A 16,609-nucleotide genomic window follows, 5' to 3' on the forward strand; every position below is an offset into this window, starting at 1 on the left:
CGCTGCCTCAGACCGGCGGCGGGTTGCGTTCGGCGAAGCCGGCCTGATGCCAGTAGGGGTAGTACGGATACGCGGTCGTCTTGCCGCTCGCCTCGTCGAGTTTGGCGACGTGTTCCGGCGTGAGGTTCCAGCCGACCGCGCCGAGGTTCTGCTTCAACTGGTCCTCGTCGCGCGCGCCGATGATCACGCTCGACACGGTCGGCCGCTGCAGCAGCCAGTTGATCGCGATCTGCGCAATCGTCTTGCCGGTTTCCATCGCGATGCCGTCGAGCGCGTCGACGACGCGGTAGAGCTGCTCATCGTCGACAGGCGGGCCGAACTCCGCGCTGCCGTGCAGGCGGCTGTTCTCCGGCAACGGGCGGCCGCGCCGGATCCTGCCGGTGAGGCGGCCCCAGCCAAGCGGGCTCCATACCATGGCGCCTACGCCCTGGTCGATGCCGAGCGGCATGAGTTCCCACTCGTAATCGCGCCCGATCAGCGAGTAGTAGGTCTGGTTGGCGACGTAGCGCGACCAGCCGTGGCGATCGGCGATCGCGAGCGATTTCATGAGGTGCCAGCCCGAGAAGTTCGACACGCCGAGATAGCGGATCTTGCCCGCGCGCACGAGGTCGTCGAGCGTGGAGATGGTTTCCTCGATCGGCGTCTTCGCGTCGAATCCGTGCAGTTGGAACAGGTCGATGTAGTCGCTGCCGAGACGCTGCAGCGCGGCATCGATCGCGCGCACGAGGTGGAAGCGCGAGGAGCCGACGTCGTTCGGGCCGTCGCCGCTGCGGAACGTCGCCTTGGTGGAGATCAGCACCTTGTCGCGACGGCCCTTGATCGCGGCGCCGAGGATCGCTTCCGACGCGCCGCTCGAATAGACGTCGGCGCTGTCGAACAGCGTGAGCCCGGCGTCGAGGCAGATGTCGACGAGGCGTTTCGCGCCGGCGACATCGGTGTTGCCCCAGGCGCCGAACAGCTTGCCTTCGCCGCCGAACGTGCCCGTGCCGAAGCTGAGCGCCGGGACCTTGAAGCCGGAGCGGCCGAGATGACGGTATTCCATGCGAACCTCCAGAAGGGATGACGGATTCAATGCGCATCGCGCGATGCCGCGTACGTCGCGCGCGGCCGACGTTGCCGGGCGCGAGCGTGCGTGCGCATGGGCATCCCGTGCGTGCACGGCATGCGTACGGTCGTCGAGGTCGCACGGAGCTTGCGGCGAACCGATGCGGCGAACGTGGGCGACGCGTACGGGTCGAACGGCAGGATGGGGAAGGCGAACATCGGGGATCCGGGTACGGATGCGTGGGTGCAGCGTAGGCGGGGCGCGGCCGTCGAAAAACCTTTGATACGGACAAGCACTTTCGCCAGAGTATTGAGAATGGACCGCCTGGACGACATCGCCTTGTTCCTGCGCGTGCTCGATCTCGGCTCGATCAGCGCGGCTGCACGCAGTCTCGACCTGTCCGTCGCGCTCGCGAGCCAGCGACTCAAGCGGCTCGAGCAGCAGCTCGGCGTGCGCCTGCTGCACCGGACGACGCGGCGCTTGCATCCGACCGCGGAAGGCAGCGCGCTCGCCGAGCGGGGACGCGCGCTCGTCGACGACCTCGAAGCGCTCACGGCCGAGTTGCGTCGTGGCGGCGCGGAGGCATCCGGGACCTTGCGCATGACGGCGTCCGCATCGTTTGGCCGGCAATACCTCTCGCCGCTGCTGCCGCAATTCCTTGCCCGCTATCCGAAGGTGCGCATCAACCTCGATCTCAGCGATTCGATGAAGGACCTCGTGAGCTCGGGTTACGACCTCGCGGTGCGCATCGGCGCGCTCGACGATTCCTCCCTCGTCGCGCGCAGGATCGCGACCAACCGGCGCGTGCTGTGTGCGTCGCCCGACTACCTCGCGCGGCACGGCACCCCGCAGGTGCCCGACGACCTCGCGCGCCACGAGTGCCTCGTGCTCGTCGGCAGCCAGGGCCGCCAGGACGTCTGGCGCATGAACGACCACGACGGATGCGAGGTCGCGGTGAGCGTCGGCGGGCGGTTCGAGTGCAACTTCGGCGAGGCGCTGCGCGACGCCGCGCTCGGCGGTCTCGGCATCGCCCTGCATTCGACCTGGCATGTCTGCGACGACCTGCGCAGCGGTCGCCTGCGCCGGGTACTGCCCGCGTACACCGTCGCCGAATCGGGCATCCACGCCGTGATGCCGCAGCGCCGCCTCGTCCCTCCGCGCGTGCGCGCGTTCGTCGACTTCCTGTGCGAGCAATTCGCCGATCCGCCGTGGGAGCGCGACGGCGCGCAGGTTTGACGACCCGCATCGGCGCCTCGCGCGATATGCTCGGCGCCGGTTCCCGCAGGGATGCGCCATGCGCCGCCTCGTCTTCCCGATCCTGCTCCTTCCCACGCTGGCCTTCGCCGCGCCCGATCGCGCCGGCCTGATCCAGGCATGGGAAGCGGCGATGCGCCGCGACGGCACGCTCGAGGCGGAAGACGGCGGCTATCGCTATCGCAGCGAGTCGCTCGGCTACGACGGTTCCGTGCGGTTGCTCGCCGCGATCGTGCGCGCAGAAGGCGGTCACGGCGCCGACCACGTCGCCGCCCGCGGCACGGTCGACTTCGATCTGCCGGACCTGCCGGTCGCGCAACCGGCGACGCCACTGGCTCCAGTCGGCGTCGCGAGCTGGAAGGCCGAGCGGCAGAATTTCGTCTACACGGACGATCGCCAGGCATGGCTGTCGATCGCCGAATGGGCCGCGGCGTACTACCGCGACGACGAGCGCGCGAGCGACGGGTTCTGGTCGCGCTGGAGCCTCGTGCTCGGCCTGCTCGGCGTGCTGCTGCTCGCGTTCGCGCTCGTCTTCGCGGTGCAGCGGCGCGCGTGGCGCCTGCTGCGCGAATCGGCCGATGTGAACCGCCTCGGTCGCGAGAACATCGCGCGCGCGGCGGAGCTGCGCGACGCCCAGTTCGCCGCGACGCAGGAATCGCTCGAGCTCGCGCGTCGCAATGCGGCCACCCTTGCGGCGATCCTCGAGGAGCTGCGCCGCCGCGGCTGACCGGCGATGTGATCGCGTGCGCCTTCGTGCCGGCAGCCGGCTGGCATAGTGCGAACGTTCCCGATCGAGGCTGTTCGCATGCGTGCATTCGCCGGACTCGCCGCCTGCTGCGCGACGTCGCTCGCGGCGGCGCAATGCCCACGTACGGGCGATACCGTGTTCGATTCCGGGTTCGAGCAGCCTCCCGTCCACGCCTACCACGTCGCTCCGGGCGGCGACGACGGCCACGACGGCAGCGCGGCGTCGCCGTGGGCGTCGATACAGCATGCGGTCGACGCGGTCGCGGCGGGCGACGCGATCTGCGTGCATGCGGGCGTCTACAACGAGCTGGTCACGATCACGCGTTCGGGGTCGGGCGCAGCGGGTCCGATCGTGCTGCAGGCGGTACCCGGCGACGCAGTGGTCATCGATGGCACGGCGCTGCCGATCCCCGGCGGGCAGCACGGCCTCGTCACGCTCGTTGACGCGAGCCACGTGATCGTGCGCGGACTCGAGCTGCGCGACTATTCGACTGCGTCGGTCGCGAACGTGCCGATCGGGCTCTACGTGACCGGCGCGGGCAGCGACATCCGCGTGGAGGGCAACCACATCCACGGCATCCGCACGACGGCGAGCGGTTGCGCCGCGAACGCGTTCGGCCTCAAGGTCGACGGCACGCGCGCTCCGGCGTCGATCAAGCGACTGGTGATCGCCGGCAACGAGATCGACCATCTCGTGCTCGGCTGCAGCGAATCGTTCTCGCTCGACGGCAACGTCGAGCAATGGACGATCAGCGGCAACCACGTGCACCACACCAACAACATCGGCATCGGTGCGATCGGCTTCGAGGGTGTCGCGCCGGACCCTGCCTTCGACCAGGCGCGCGACGGCGTCATCGTCGGCAACGTGGTGCACGACGTCAGTTCGTACGGCAATCCGGCCTACGGCAACGAGTACGCCGCCGACGGCATCTACGTCGACGGCGGCACGCGCATCACGGTCGAGCGCAACCTCGTGCATCACGTCGATCTCGGCATCGAGCTCGCGAGCGAGCACGCGGGGCGCACGACGAGCCATGTCGTCGCGCGGTCGAACATCATCCATTCGGGCAACTCGAGCGGCATCTCGCTCGGGGGCTACGCGGCCGGCGTCGGCGGCACCGAGCACTGCAGCGTGGTCGGCAACACGCTGCTGCGCAACGACGTGCAGGGAACGGGCTCGGGCGAGCTGCAGATCCAGTACCACGCGAGCGACAACCTCGTCGTCGACAACGTGGTGTACGCGGGACCGGGCGGCGTGCTCGTCCACGCCTACACGGGCGACACGGCGATGCCGGCCGTGCTCGATCACAACCTGTACTGGTCGGACGCGGGCGCGGCGGGATCGACCTGGACCTGGCGCGGCAGCGACTACGACAGCCTCGCGGGCTGGCGCGCGGGCTCGTCGCAGGACGCGCATTCGCCGTTCGCGGATCCGCTCTTTCTCGACCTCGTGGGCCCCGACCTGCGTACTGCGCCCGGCTCGCCCGCGATCGACGCAGGCGTCGAACCGGACGGCGGGCTCGCCGGCTCGTTCGACTACGGCGGCGATCCGCGCGTGGCCGGCGGCGCGATCGACATCGGCGCGTACGAGCGTTGAAGCGCCCGACCCGCGCCCGCATCTCCTTGGCACGCCATTGCGACCGCCGCGCGCATCCTGTCTGGCACAATAGGCGTTTTGGAAGGCCTCGGTCGCCGTCGCTTCGCGCGGGCGCGCCGAACGACCCGTGAACGGCGCCGAAGGTCTTCCGCCGACCGCCATCCACGGTACCGCCATGAATACCCGATTCCGCAAGCCGCTGCCGGGCACGTCGCTCGACTATTTCGATGCGAGCGCCGCCGTCGAGGCGATCGAACCCGGAGCGTGGGCCACGTTGCCCTACACCGCGCGCGTGCACGCCGAAAACCTCGTGCGTCGCGCCGAGCCGGACAAGCTCGATGCCTATCTAGGCCAGCTCGTCGGCCGCAAGCGCGAAATCGATTTCCCGTGGTTTCCGGCCCGCGTCGTCTGCCACGACATCCTCGGCCAGACCGCGCTCGTCGATCTCGCGGGCCTGCGCGACGCGATCGCCGACCAGGGCGGCGATCCGGCCAAGGTTAACCCGGTCGTGCCGGTGCAGCTGATCGTCGATCATTCGCTCGCCGTCGAATGCGGCGGCTACGACCCGGACGCGTTCGCGAAGAACCGCGCGATCGAGGATCGCCGCAACGAGGACCGCTTCCATTTCATCGACTGGACCAAGCGCGCGTTCCGCAACGTCGACGTGATCCCGCCCGGCAACGGCATCATGCACCAGATCAACCTGGAGAAGATGTCGCCGGTGATCGCCACGGAGGGCGGCGTCGCCTATCCGGACACCTGCGTCGGCACCGACAGCCACACGCCGCACGTCGACGCGCTCGGCGTGATCGCGGTCGGCGTCGGCGGCCTCGAGGCCGAGAACGTCATGCTCGGCCGCGCGTCGTGGATGCGCCTGCCCGACATCGTCGGCGTCGAGCTTTCGGGCAAGCCGCAGCCGGGCATCACTGCGACCGACGTCGTGCTCGCGCTGACCGAGTTCCTGCGCAAGGAAAAGGTCGTCGGCGCCTACCTCGAGTTCCGCGGCGAGGGCGCCGCCGCGCTCACCGTCGGCGACCGCGCGACGATCTCCAACATGGCGCCCGAGTACGGCGCGACCGCGGCGATGTTCTTCATCGACGGACAGACGCTCGATTACCTGCGGCTGACCGGCCGCAGCGACGAGCAGGTGCGCCTCGTCGAGGTATACGCGAAGACCGCGGGCCTGTGGGCCGACGCGCTGGCGACCGCGCGCTACGAGCGCACGCTGCACTTCGACCTCTCGGGCGTCGTGCGCAACATGGCCGGCCCGTCCAACCCGCACAGGCGCCTGCCGACCACCGCGCTCGCCGAGCGCGGCATCGCCGCGAACCTCGAGGGCGCTCGCGCACAGGAAGCGCAAGGGCTGCTGCCCGACGGCGCCGTGATCATCGCCGCGATCACGAGTTGCACGAATACGTCGAACCCGCGCAACGTGATCGCCGCGGCGCTGCTCGCGCGCAATGCGAACCAGAAGGGCCTCGTGCGCAAGCCGTGGGTGAAGACCTCGCTCGCGCCGGGTTCGAAGGCGGTGCAGCTGTATCTGGAAGAAGCGGGGCTGTTGCCGGATCTCGAGAAGCTCGGCTTCGGCATCGTCGCGTTCGCGTGCACGACCTGCAACGGCATGAGCGGCGCGCTCGACCCGAAGATCCAGCAGGAGATCGTCGAGCGCGACCTCTACGCGACCGCGGTGCTGTCGGGCAACCGCAACTTCGACGGTCGCATCCACCCGTACGCGAAGCAGGCGTTCCTCGCCTCGCCTCCGCTCGTGATCGCCTACGCGATCGCCGGGACGATCCGTTTCGACATCGAGAGGGACGTGCTCGGCCACGACGCGCACGGCAGGCCCGTGCGCCTCGCCGACATCTGGCCAGACGACGCCGAGATCGACGCGATCGTGCGCGAGCACGTGAAGCCGGCGCAGTTCCGCCGCGTGTACGAGCCGATGTTCCGGATCGCGGTCGGGCACGACGGCGCTGCGAGCCCGTTGTACGACTGGCGGCCTCGGAGCACCTACATCCGCCGGCCGCCGTACTGGGAAGGCGCGCTCGCGGGCGAACGCACGCTGCGCGGCCTGCGCCCGCTCGCGGTGCTCGGCGACAACATCACGACCGACCATCTGTCGCCGTCGAATGCGATCCTCGCCGACAGCGCCGCGGGCGAGTACCTCGCGAGGATGGGCTTGCCCGAGGAAGACTTCAATTCGTACGCGACGCATCGCGGCGACCATCTCACCGCCCAGCGTGCGACATTCGCGAACCCGAAGCTCCTCAACGAGATGGCGGTCGTCGACGGCGAGGTGAAGCAGGGCTCGCTCGCGCGCGTCGAACCGGACGGCAAGGTCATGCGCATGTGGGAAGCGATCGAGACCTACATGGAGCGCCGCCAGCCGCTCATCATCGTCGCCGGCGCCGACTACGGCCAAGGGAGCTCGCGCGACTGGGCCGCGAAGGGCGTGCGCCTCGCCGGCGTCGAGGCGATCGTCGCCGAAGGCTTCGAGCGCATCCACCGCACGAACCTCATCGGCATGGGCGTGCTGCCGCTCGAGTTCAAGCCGGGCGAAACGCGCAGGACATTCGGCATCGACGGCAGCGAGACGTTCGACGTCGTCGGCGAACGAAGGCCGCGCGCGACGCTGACGCTCGTGATCCACCGCCGCACCGGCGAGCGCGTCGAGGTGCCGGTCATCTGTCGCCTCGATTCGGACGAGGAAGTCTCGATCTACGAGGCGGGCGGCGTGCTGCAGCGCTTCGCGCAGGATTTCCTCGAATCGACGCGCGCGGCCTGACCGCCGCCCCACCCATGCCGGCGAAGCGCCGGCCCCGGCACACGGAAGACCGATCGATGTCCATGCATCCGCAGATCCGCATCCCCGCCACCTACATGCGGGGCGGTACGTCGAAGGGCGTGTTCTTCCGGCTGGAGGATCTGCCCGATTTCGCCCAGGCGCCGGGCAAGGCGCGCGACGCGCTGCTGGTGCGCGTGATCGGCTCGCCCGACCCGTACGGCAAGCACACCGACGGCATGGGGGGCGCGACCTCGAGCACGAGCAAGGTCGTCATCATCTCGAAGCCGTCAGTGCCTGGTCACGACGTCGACTACCTGTACGGACAGGTTCCGATCGACGGCGACTTCATCGACTGGAGCGGAAATTGCGGCAACCTGTCCTCGGCGGTCGGCCCGTTCGCGATCGCGAACGGCTTCGTCGACCCCGTACGGGTGCCGCGCGACGGCGTCTGCACGGTGCGCATCTGGCAGGCCAACATCGGCAAGACGATCGTGGCGCACGTACCGATGCGCGCGGGCGAGGTCGAGGAGACCGGCGACTTCGAGCTCGATGGCGTGGCCTTCCCCGCCGCGGAGATCCAGCTCGAATTCCTCGACCCCGCCGATGAGGGCGAGGACGGCGGCGCGATGTTCCCGACCGGGCAGGTCGCCGAGCGGCTCGAGGTGGAGGGCTACGGCACCTTCGAGGCGACGCTGATCAACGCGGGCGTGCCGATGGTCTTCGTCGACGCGGCCGCCGTGGGGTGCGTCGGCACCGAACTGCAGCCGGCGATCAACGGGGATGCGGCGTTGCTCGCGAAGCTGGAGGCGATCCGCGCCGCCGCCGCGGTGCGCATGGGCCTCATCGACGATGCGTCCAAGGCCGCGTCGAGGCCGCTGACGCCCAAGGTTGCGTTCGTCGCGCCGCCGGCGGACTACCTCGCCTCGAGCGGCAAAGCGGTCCGCGCGAGCGATATCGACCTGCTCGCGCGGGCGATTTCGATGGGCAAGCTGCATCACGCGATGATGGGCACCGCCGCGGTCGCGATCGCGACCGCGGCAGCGGTTCCGGGCACCCTCGTCAACCGCGCCGCGGGCGGCGGCGAGCGCGAGGCCGTGCGATTCGGGCATCCATCCGGCACCCTGCGCGTGGGCGCGCGGGCGCGCCGGGTCGAGGGCGCCTGGATCGTGACCAAGGCGATCATGAGTCGCAGCGCGCGCGTGCTCATGGAGGGGGCGGTGCGCGTGCCGTTCGAGGCGGTCGGCATGGACGCGTCGACCGCCACGCAGCGCGCCTGAACGCCGGGCTCGCACGGGCGCGTTTTGCGCCAACTGAGCGAACCCTTAACGGCATCTTCACAATAGCGTTGGCGGGGCCGGGGGATCTGGCTACACTGCGGCCGCAGCCCGCCGCCCATGCTAAAGTGTTAAACGCTCGTTTCCCTGTCATTGTTTTGGCGTAGACTAGGGAGGAGTGTGAGCGTCCTGCGGACATTGGGCGGGCACGCGTTGATACCAAAACGAGAGAGGAGTCCTCCAGAATGAAACGTAATGCCCTTAGTGCGCTCATCGCCCTGGCGCTCGTCGGCGGCAGCGCTGCCGTGCACGCGCAGGATTTCGGCAACTGGTACATCGCTCCGCGCATCGGCGCGAATTTCTCCGACAGCGATCGCATGACCGATACGTCCGTCTGGGGCGGCGTCGGCGTCGGTGTGTGGGTCAACCCCCACTTCGCGGTCGATTTCGAGTACACGATGAACAACGCCGAGTTCGACAACAACTCGTGGCGCGACGGCCATGAGTGGGAAAGCGTCGGCCTGGGCGTCAGTGGCCGCTGGTTCTTCGGCGACGAGGGCGCGCAGTGGCGTCCGTACGTGATGGGTGGCATCGGTGCGCTGCGCCACGCCGCGTATTCGGGCTACCTGCTCGACGGCCAGGGCTACGATCCGCACGGCTGGGATCCGATGCTCACCGTCGGCGGCGGTATCCAGTACAACCTGTCCGAGCGCGTCGCGATCCGCGGCGAACTCGCGGCGCGCTACGACCGTGACAACAACACGCGTGGCAATCTGTCCGATGCGCTCGGCTACAGCGTCTCGCACAAGACGGGCTACGTCGACGGCATCGCCAGCGTCGGCCTCGTCTACAGCTTCGGCCACGCCGCCCCGGCGGTCGCGGAAACCCCGGCGGCTCCGCCGGCGGCGCCGGATTGCCACTCGCTCGACGACGATCATGACGGCGTCAACAACTGCGACGACCGTTGCGCGGACACGCCGGCCGGCACGATCGTGGGTCCCGACGGCTGCCCGCAGAAGGTCGTCATCGACCTGCGCGGCGTGAACTTCAAGTTCGACCGTCCGAAGAAGGGTGAGCACAACATCGATCCGACCCTCGCGGTCCCGACCTCTGATTCGATCGCGATCCTCGACCAGGCGATCGACGCGCTCAATCGTTACCCGCAGATCAAGGTCGAGCTGGACGGCCACACCGACTCCGTCGGTACCGACCAGTACAACCAGGGCCTGTCCGAGCGTCGTGCGCAGATCGTTGCCGACTACCTGACGTCGCACGGTGTCGATGCCAGCCGCATCACCGCGGTCAAGGGCTTCGGCGAGAGCCAGCCGATCGACACCAACTCGACCAAGGAAGGCCGTGCGCGCAACCGTCGCACCGAGCTGAAGGTCGAGAACCCGTAATACCGGTTCTCTGCAAGGCAATACGAAGAAGCCCGGCGCAAGCCGGGCTTTTTCTTTTGTGGGACTTGCCTTGCGCGGCTCGCGGCGTGGTGCCGCCCAAGCGTATCCACGGTGCGAGGGGCAACGTCGAGCATCGAGGGAAATTCGCTTTTCCTTCGTGTTCTTCGTGTCCTTCGTGTTTCGGTCTTCTGCTTTGGCTTTGGCTTTGGCTTTGGCTTCAGCTTCAGCTTCAGCGTCCCCGCGTGGTTCCGGTGTTCAGCGCGCGAGCACCGGCGTCACTTCGGGCGCGATCGCCTTGACCATCGCATTCGCGACGTGGACGTTGCCTGCGACGAGGTTGCCGGTTTCCGGGATGCCTTCGCGTCCGGTGAAGTCGCAATAGCGGCCGCCGGCTTCGCGCACGAGCAGGCAGCCCGCGGCCATGTCCCAGGTATAGAGGCCGATCTCGAAATAACCGTCCATCCGACCGGCAGCGACGTAGGCGAGGTCGAGCGCGGCCGAGCCGGTACGGCGGATGTCCTCGGCCTCGGCGAGCAGTACGCGCGTCATGCCGAGCTGGGCATCGAGATGGCGCCGCTGGCGGTACGGGAAGCCCGTCACGAGCAATGCACCCGCGAGACCGTCGCGCTTGCCGACGCGGATGCGCCGATCGTTGAGGTAGGCGCCGTCGCCCTTGCTCGCGGTGAACAGTTCGTCGCGCAACGGATCGTAGACGACGCCGACGACCGGCTCGCCGGCCTCGAGCAGTGCGATCGAGACGCAGAAATGCGGGAAGCCGCGCAGGTAATTGTGGGTGCCGTCGAGCGGATCGATCGCCCAGACATTGCGCGAATTGCCGATCCGACCGGATTCCTCGCCGAGGATCGCGTCGCGCGGGTAGGCGCGGCGCAGCTCGCGGATGATCTCCGCTTCGGCGAGCTTGTCGACTTCCGACACGTAATCATGCCGCTGCTTCTCGATCACCTCGAGGCTGTCCAGGCGATTCATGTAGCGCAGGATGATCTGGCCGGCGGCGCGCGCGGCGCGCACCGCCACGTTGACGGCGGGTCTGGGCATGGGTCGTTTCGCTGGGCGGCGTTGGAAAGAACGGGCGCGATCGGGCCGCGCAAGCGCGCGAGGGTAGCAGATCGGGTGCTCTTTATGCGATTGTCGCCGACCGCGTGAAGCGAGAAGCGGCCTTGCCCATGGCCGCCGCACGCCGGCCAGGAACCCGTGACGTCACCGCTCGAACTCGTCCGCGTCGTACTCGTCCGCACGTCCCATCCGGGCAACATCGGCTCGGCCGCGCGCGCGATCCGCACGATGGGCCTGCATCGGCTCTCGCTGGTGGCTCCCGAGGCGTTCCCGCACGCCGAGGCGAGCGCCCTTGCAGCCGGCGCGGGCGACGTCGTCGACGCCGCGGCCGTGCATGCGACCCTGCCCGAGGCGGTCGCCGATTGCCGCCTCGTGCTCGGCGCGACCGCTCGTCGCCGCGGCGTCGTGCTCGAAGAGCTCGATCCGCGCGAGGCGGCGCGGCGCGTACTCGGTGCCGCCCGTGCCGGACATGAGGTGGCGTTGCTGTTCGGCAACGAGCGCTCCGGCCTCGACAACGACGAGATCAAGCACTGCCATGCCGGCATCACGATCCCGGCCGATCCGACGTATTCGTCGCTGAACGTCGCCCAGGCGGTGCAGGTGGTCGCGTGGGAAGTGCGCATGGCATGGCTCGAGCACCGGGTGGAAGCAGAGCCGGTGCCGGGCGACGCGCGCGCGGATGCGGCCGCGATGGAGCAGTTCTTCGCCCACCTCGCGCGCACGCTCGACGCAATCGATTTCCACAAGGGCCGATCGCCCGAGCGCATCCTGCAGCGCCTGCGGCGCGTTTTCCTGCGTGCGGCGCCCGACGCGCGCGAGCTGCGCGTCCTGCACGGCATCCTCGCCGATGCGATGCGCATGGCGGACATCGCGCGGCAAGGACCAGTGAAGTAGGGCGGGGCGAGCGCGCAGCGCGAGTCCCGCCGCAGGTGCGTGACGGGATCGGCGGCGCGCGCTTCGCGCGCCGCCCTACGGTCGCGCCGGCTCTTCGGCGCGCGATATGAGGAGCTTGTCGATGCGCGCGCCGTCGAGGTCGACGACCTCGAAGCGGAAGCCGCTCCAGCTGAAATGCTCGCCCGCCTGCGGAATGCGCCCGAACCGCGCCATGACCATCCCGGCCGCCGTGCGGTACTCGTGTTCTTCCTCGTCCGGCAGTTCGGTCAGGCCCAGCAGCTCGCGCAGGTCGTCGGTGCCGACGCTGCCGTCGACGAGCCAGCTGCCGTCCTCGCGCTGCACGATCGGATGTTCCGCGGGACCGGTCGACGGCGCTGCCGCGGACTTGCCGAGCACCGCCGACAGCACGTCGTTGAGCGTGACGAGGCCGTCGATCTCGCCGTATTCGTCGACGACGAGCGCCATCGGGATCTCGGCGTCGCGGAACTCTTCCAGCAGGTCCAGCGCGCGCGCGGTCGACGGTACGTACAGCGGCTCGCGCAGTTGTTCGAACAGTTCCCCCGCGAGCGGGCCGGCGAGGAGGCCGATCAGGCGCTTGCTTTCGAGTACCCCGAGGACGTCCTGCAGGCCGCCGCGGCAGACCGGGTAGCGCGAATAGGGCGTATCGCGCATGGTCGCGAGGTTCTCCTCCAGCGGTGCATCGGCATCGAGCCATGCGATGCGCGTGCGCGGCGTCATGACGCTGTCGGCGCTGCGGTCGCCGAGTCGCAGCACGCGGTTGACCATGTTGCGCTCGTCACTGTCGATCACGCCCTGGTCGGCCCCTTCGGCGACGAGCAGGCGGATCTCCTCCTCGCTCACGTTGCCGCGGCTGACGCGGTCCAGGCGCAGGCTGCGCAACAGCCAGCGCGTGAGGCCGATCAGCACGAACGTGAATGGCGCCGCGAGCCAGGCCAGTGCGCGCATCGGCAGGGCGACCGCGACCGCGAACTTCTCCGGGTCGACGAGCGCGGCGCGCTTCGGGGCGAGTTCGCCGAGCAGCATGTTGAGGAATGTGATGCCGGCCACGCTGAGCGACACGCCGATCGCCACGGCATAGCGATCCAGCAGCGGCAGGTCGAAGGCGTCGAGCTCAGCGCCGATGCGGTCGCCGATGTCGGCGCCGAGCGCTGCGCCCGCGCTGATCTGCAGCAGCGTGATGAACACCTGCACGGTGGCGAGGAACCCTTCCGGCTGCTGCACGAGGTCGAGCGCAGCCTGCGCGCGGCGGCTGTCGCGCGCGAGTTGCTTGAGCCGGCTGTGGCGCGCCGTCATGAGGGCCATTTCGCTGAGCGCGAAGAAGCCGTTGCAGAGTGCGAGCACGACGACGAGCAGGAATTCGATCAGCATCCGGGCCGGTTGCCCTCCAGGGTGGCGGGAGATCGTCCCCGGCCCGCCGGGAACGACGTCGCCGGCGCGCCATGGACCGCTGGCTGCGCCCGCAGCGCCGCCGAGTGTAGCAACGACGCGGCGGTCGGCGCGGTCGGACGGCGACACCGTGCTGAAACGGTGCTGTAACATACGCGCCGCCCGCGCGGCACGGCCGACCACGACAGGACCCCACCATGTTTTCGTTGCAGACGATTTTCGGCAAGGGCGACAAGTTCTACGGCCTGCTCGAGGCGAGTGCCGGCGCTGCGCGCGACTCGGCCGCCGCGCTCGTGCAGATGCTCGCGACGCGCCAGTCGGCGGTATCGCTCGACGAGTTCACGCTCGCGCGCAGGCGCGAGAAGGACCTCACGGCCCAGATCAGCAGGGAACTGGTCAATACGTTCGTGACCGCGCTCGACCGCGAGGACATCGAGGCGCTGTCCGCCGCGCTGAACAAGATCACCAAGGCGATCTCCAAGTTCGCCGAGCGCTACTCGCTCGCCGCCGATCGCCTCGGCGACATCGACTTCGGGGCGCGCGCCGCGCTGCTCGAGAAGGCCGCGGACGTGATCCGCCAGATGGTCGCGCAGTTGCGCAAGGGCATGAACCTCGAGGCGATGAGCGCGCTCAACGACCGCCTCCAGGCCATCGAGAACGAAGCCGATCGCCTGTTGCTGGAACTCTACCGCGACCTCTACGGCGGACGTCACGAACCGATCCGCATCCTGTTGCTGAAGGACCTGTTCGAACTGCTGGAGAAGGCGATCGACCGTTGTCGCGACGCCGGCAACGTCGTCTACCAGATCGTCCTCAAGAACTCCTGATCACGCTTCGGCCGCAAGAAGCGACCGAAGCCGCACTCGCGTTCGCAGTCGCCGTCGCATCGGGCCCGTCGGCCCGATGCGTGATACCCGGCCTACCGCGACCGCTTTCCCGCACGCAACGGCAGGACGCCGGGCTGGCGGAACCACCGAGGATCGTGGATGGAACTGACGCTCGTCCTGCTGGTCGTGCTGATCGCGCTGGCCTTCGAATACATCAACGGCTTCCACGACACCGCGAACTCGATCGCGACCGTGGTCGCCACCAAGGTGCTCAGCCCGGGGCAGGCGGTTCTGCTCGCCGCGGCGACGAACCTCGTCGGCGCGCTCCTCGGCACCGCCGTCGCGAAGACGATCGCGTCGGGCCTGATCGATACCCACCTTGTCGCGGTCACGCCGGTCGTGCTGATCTGCGCCCTGCTCGGTGCGGTGGTCTGGAACCTCATCACGTGGTGGTGGGGCCTGCCGTCGAGTTCCTCGCACGCGCTCGTCGGCGGCCTCTGCGGCGCCGCGCTGGCCGCCGCCCACGATGACTGGAGCGCGATCATCTGGGCGCAGGGTGGCGTGCACTGGTGGGGCGAGAAGGGCGTGCTGCCGAAGGTGATCGTACCGATGGTGACGTCGCCGCTCGCGGGCTTCGTGCTCGGCCTGCTCGTCATGGGCCTGCTGTTCTCGCTGATCGAATTCCTCGGCTCGCGCAAGGGAAGGCTGCAGCGGCTCGGGCGCACGCGCTTCGCGAATGCATTCTTCGGCAAGGCGCAGCTCGTTTCGGCGAGTGCGATGGGTCTGTCGCACGGCATGAACGATGCCCAGAAGACGATGGGCATCATCGCACTCGCGCTCGCCACGGCGACCGCGTCGGGCACGCTCGACCACGTGCCGTCGTGGCTTCACTTCCTGCGCGTCGAGGAAGACGCCGGCAAGCAGTTCGGGATCGCGTTGTGGATCAAGGTGCTCTGCGCACTCGTGATGGCGGCCGGCACGGCCGTCGGTGGCTGGCGCATCATCAAGACGCTCGGGCACAAGATGGTCAAGCTTCACCCGATCAACGGCTTCGCGGCCGAAACCGCATCGGCAAGCGTGATCCTAGCCGCGTCCCACTTCGGCATCCCGGTGTCGACGACGCACAACATCTCGGCCGCGATCCTCGGCGTGGGCATGGCCAAGCGCGCCAATGCGATCCGCTGGACGATCGTCGAGCGCATGGTGTGGGCGTGGATCCTGACCCTGCCCGTCACCGGCGGCATCGCGTGGCTGCTCGTGCGCGCGGCGCGCATGCTCGGCCTCGTCGGTTAGCGATACCGCACGGCGCCGCGGGCGTGCGCGCCGGCTGCCGCGATGTCCTCGGCGCCCGGCTCCCGACAGCAACGCCGCGTGCGCGGCCCAGGCTCAGAAGGTGTCGCCGCCGTTGGAAATCGCCTGTTCCATGCGGTCGCCGAGCGCGCCGAGTTCGGCGATCACGCGGTCGATCTCGCCCGGCGAAAGCAGCGCATACGGGCGGTTTTCGCACAACTGCAGGTACGGCGAGCCCTCGAGGTCGCTCAGCGCGAGGTATCCGGTCCGCTGTTCCCAGTTGAAGCGCAGGCAACGCGTGCCGTCCATGCCGGTGTAGGGGCCGATCGGCGTCGAAATGCGCAGGTATTTCGCGCCTTCCTCGTCTTCCATTTCCGCGAGATAGACGCCCTGGTGACGGCCGTCGTCGAGCGCGAGGTCGAAGCTGATCAGGTACGGATCGTTCGTGCGCAGCGCGTGGCGGCTGCCGACATGGGAACGGATCTGTTCGAAACTCTGCACGTGGAATCTCCGACTGGCGCGACTTCGTATGCTAGCGTGCGCGCGCCATGAAGTCAGGTCGCCCCGACGCACCGCCCGCCCACGATGCGATCCGGGCGACGATCGCCGCCATCCCGTGCGGGCGTGTCGCCGCTTACGGCGAGATCGCGCGGCGCGCGGGCCTGCCGGGTCGCGCGCGGCTGGTCGGGACGGTGCTGCGCGAAGCACCTCCCGCGCTCTCGCTGCCATGGCACCGGGTATTGCGGGCGGACGGCCGCCTTGCGTTTCCGCCGGGCAGCAGGGCGTTTCGCGAACAGGTGCGCCGCCTCGCGGGCGAGGGCGTGCTCGTGCGCGCAGGTCGGGTCGACCTCTCGCTCCACGGCTGGGAACGCGACGTCGACCGACTGCTCTGGGGGCCCGCTGTGCCGGGCGATCGGACATCGGCGCGCGCGAAAACCGGCAAGCGGCATCGCGCAACTGCGGTACGCGTCATGAACGCGACCGGACGGGAGGATTAGAGTCCGCGCATTCCGGA

At 69.0% G+C, this 16,609-nt stretch carries 14 protein-coding genes; 10 read left to right on the forward strand and 4 right to left on the reverse strand.

Annotated features, from left to right (window positions below; genetic code table 11):
* Nucleotides 1-7: 7 nt before the first annotated feature.
* A complete protein-coding gene (locus VI238_RS07690; RefSeq protein ID WP_331650108.1) occupies nucleotides 8-1,042 on the reverse strand; it encodes an aldo/keto reductase in 1,035 nt (344 codons plus the stop codon).
* Between the two features lie 318 nt (nucleotides 1,043-1,360).
* Here VI238_RS07690 and VI238_RS07695 point away from each other — a divergent pair, with 318 nt between their 5' ends.
* From VI238_RS07695 to VI238_RS07720, 6 genes are all read left to right on the forward strand, one after another.
* Entirely contained in the window at nucleotides 1,361-2,281 is a 921-nt protein-coding gene (locus tag VI238_RS07695) for a LysR family transcriptional regulator (RefSeq protein WP_331650109.1), read from the forward strand.
* 58 nt (nucleotides 2,282-2,339) lie between these two features.
* Nucleotides 2,340-3,026, forward strand: a complete 687-nt coding sequence (locus VI238_RS07700; RefSeq protein WP_331650111.1) for a hypothetical protein — start codon at nucleotides 2,340-2,342, stop codon at nucleotides 3,024-3,026.
* 78 nt (nucleotides 3,027-3,104) lie between these two features.
* Entirely contained in the window at nucleotides 3,105-4,643 is a 1,539-nt protein-coding gene (locus VI238_RS07705; RefSeq protein ID WP_331650112.1) for a right-handed parallel beta-helix repeat-containing protein, read from the forward strand.
* Between the two features lie 175 nt (nucleotides 4,644-4,818).
* Nucleotides 4,819-7,428 carry a Fe/S-dependent 2-methylisocitrate dehydratase AcnD gene (gene acnD / locus VI238_RS07710; RefSeq protein ID WP_331650114.1) on the forward strand — a complete coding sequence of 870 codons (2,610 nt, stop codon included), beginning with the start codon at nucleotides 4,819-4,821 and terminating at the stop codon, nucleotides 7,426-7,428.
* A gap of 56 nt (nucleotides 7,429-7,484) precedes the next feature.
* On the forward strand, nucleotides 7,485-8,705 hold the full coding sequence (prpF, locus tag VI238_RS07715; RefSeq protein ID WP_331650115.1) for a 2-methylaconitate cis-trans isomerase PrpF: 1,221 nt from the start codon (nucleotides 7,485-7,487) through the stop codon (nucleotides 8,703-8,705).
* 242 nt (nucleotides 8,706-8,947) lie between these two features.
* Complete coding sequence (locus VI238_RS07720) at nucleotides 8,948-10,102, forward strand: OmpA family protein (protein ID WP_331650116.1); 1,155 nt, start codon at nucleotides 8,948-8,950, stop codon at nucleotides 10,100-10,102.
* Nucleotides 10,103-10,357: 255 nt separating this feature from the next.
* Here VI238_RS07720 and VI238_RS07725 read toward each other — a convergent pair whose 3' ends face one another.
* Nucleotides 10,358-11,158, reverse strand: coding sequence for an inositol monophosphatase family protein (locus VI238_RS07725; protein ID WP_331650117.1), 801 nt, complete (start codon nucleotides 11,156-11,158; stop codon nucleotides 10,358-10,360).
* A gap of 156 nt (nucleotides 11,159-11,314) precedes the next feature.
* Here VI238_RS07725 and VI238_RS07730 point away from each other — a divergent pair, with 156 nt between their 5' ends.
* On the forward strand, nucleotides 11,315-12,070 hold the full coding sequence (locus VI238_RS07730; RefSeq protein ID WP_331650118.1) for an RNA methyltransferase: 756 nt from the start codon (nucleotides 11,315-11,317) through the stop codon (nucleotides 12,068-12,070).
* Between the two features lie 75 nt (nucleotides 12,071-12,145).
* Here the strand turns inward: VI238_RS07730 and VI238_RS07735 are convergent, their stop codons facing one another.
* Nucleotides 12,146-13,459, reverse strand: a complete 1,314-nt coding sequence (locus VI238_RS07735) for a hemolysin family protein (RefSeq protein ID WP_331650119.1) — start codon at nucleotides 13,457-13,459, stop codon at nucleotides 12,146-12,148.
* 215 nt (nucleotides 13,460-13,674) lie between these two features.
* Here VI238_RS07735 and VI238_RS07740 point away from each other — a divergent pair, with 215 nt between their 5' ends.
* Both VI238_RS07740 and VI238_RS07745 read left to right on the forward strand, forming a co-directional pair.
* Nucleotides 13,675-14,304, forward strand: a complete 630-nt coding sequence (locus VI238_RS07740) for a DUF47 domain-containing protein (protein WP_331650121.1) — start codon at nucleotides 13,675-13,677, stop codon at nucleotides 14,302-14,304.
* 159 nt (nucleotides 14,305-14,463) lie between these two features.
* On the forward strand, nucleotides 14,464-15,597 hold the full coding sequence (locus VI238_RS07745; RefSeq protein WP_331650122.1) for an inorganic phosphate transporter: 1,134 nt from the start codon (nucleotides 14,464-14,466) through the stop codon (nucleotides 15,595-15,597).
* A 93-nt stretch (nucleotides 15,598-15,690) separates the two neighbouring features.
* Here VI238_RS07745 and VI238_RS07750 read toward each other — a convergent pair whose 3' ends face one another.
* Entirely contained in the window at nucleotides 15,691-16,095 is a 405-nt protein-coding gene (locus tag VI238_RS07750) for a hypothetical protein (RefSeq protein ID WP_331650123.1), read from the reverse strand.
* Between the two features lie 47 nt (nucleotides 16,096-16,142).
* Here VI238_RS07750 and VI238_RS07755 point away from each other — a divergent pair, with 47 nt between their 5' ends.
* The gene (locus tag VI238_RS07755; RefSeq protein ID WP_414650037.1) at nucleotides 16,143-16,592 is read left to right on the forward strand and encodes an MGMT family protein; all 450 of its coding nucleotides are present in this window, start codon (nucleotides 16,143-16,145) and stop codon (nucleotides 16,590-16,592) included.
* Nucleotides 16,593-16,609 lie beyond the last annotated feature (17 nt).

Origin of the sequence: Dokdonella sp., assembly GCF_036518555.1 — a bacterium.
GTDB lineage: Bacteria > Pseudomonadota > Gammaproteobacteria > Xanthomonadales > Rhodanobacteraceae > Dokdonella_A.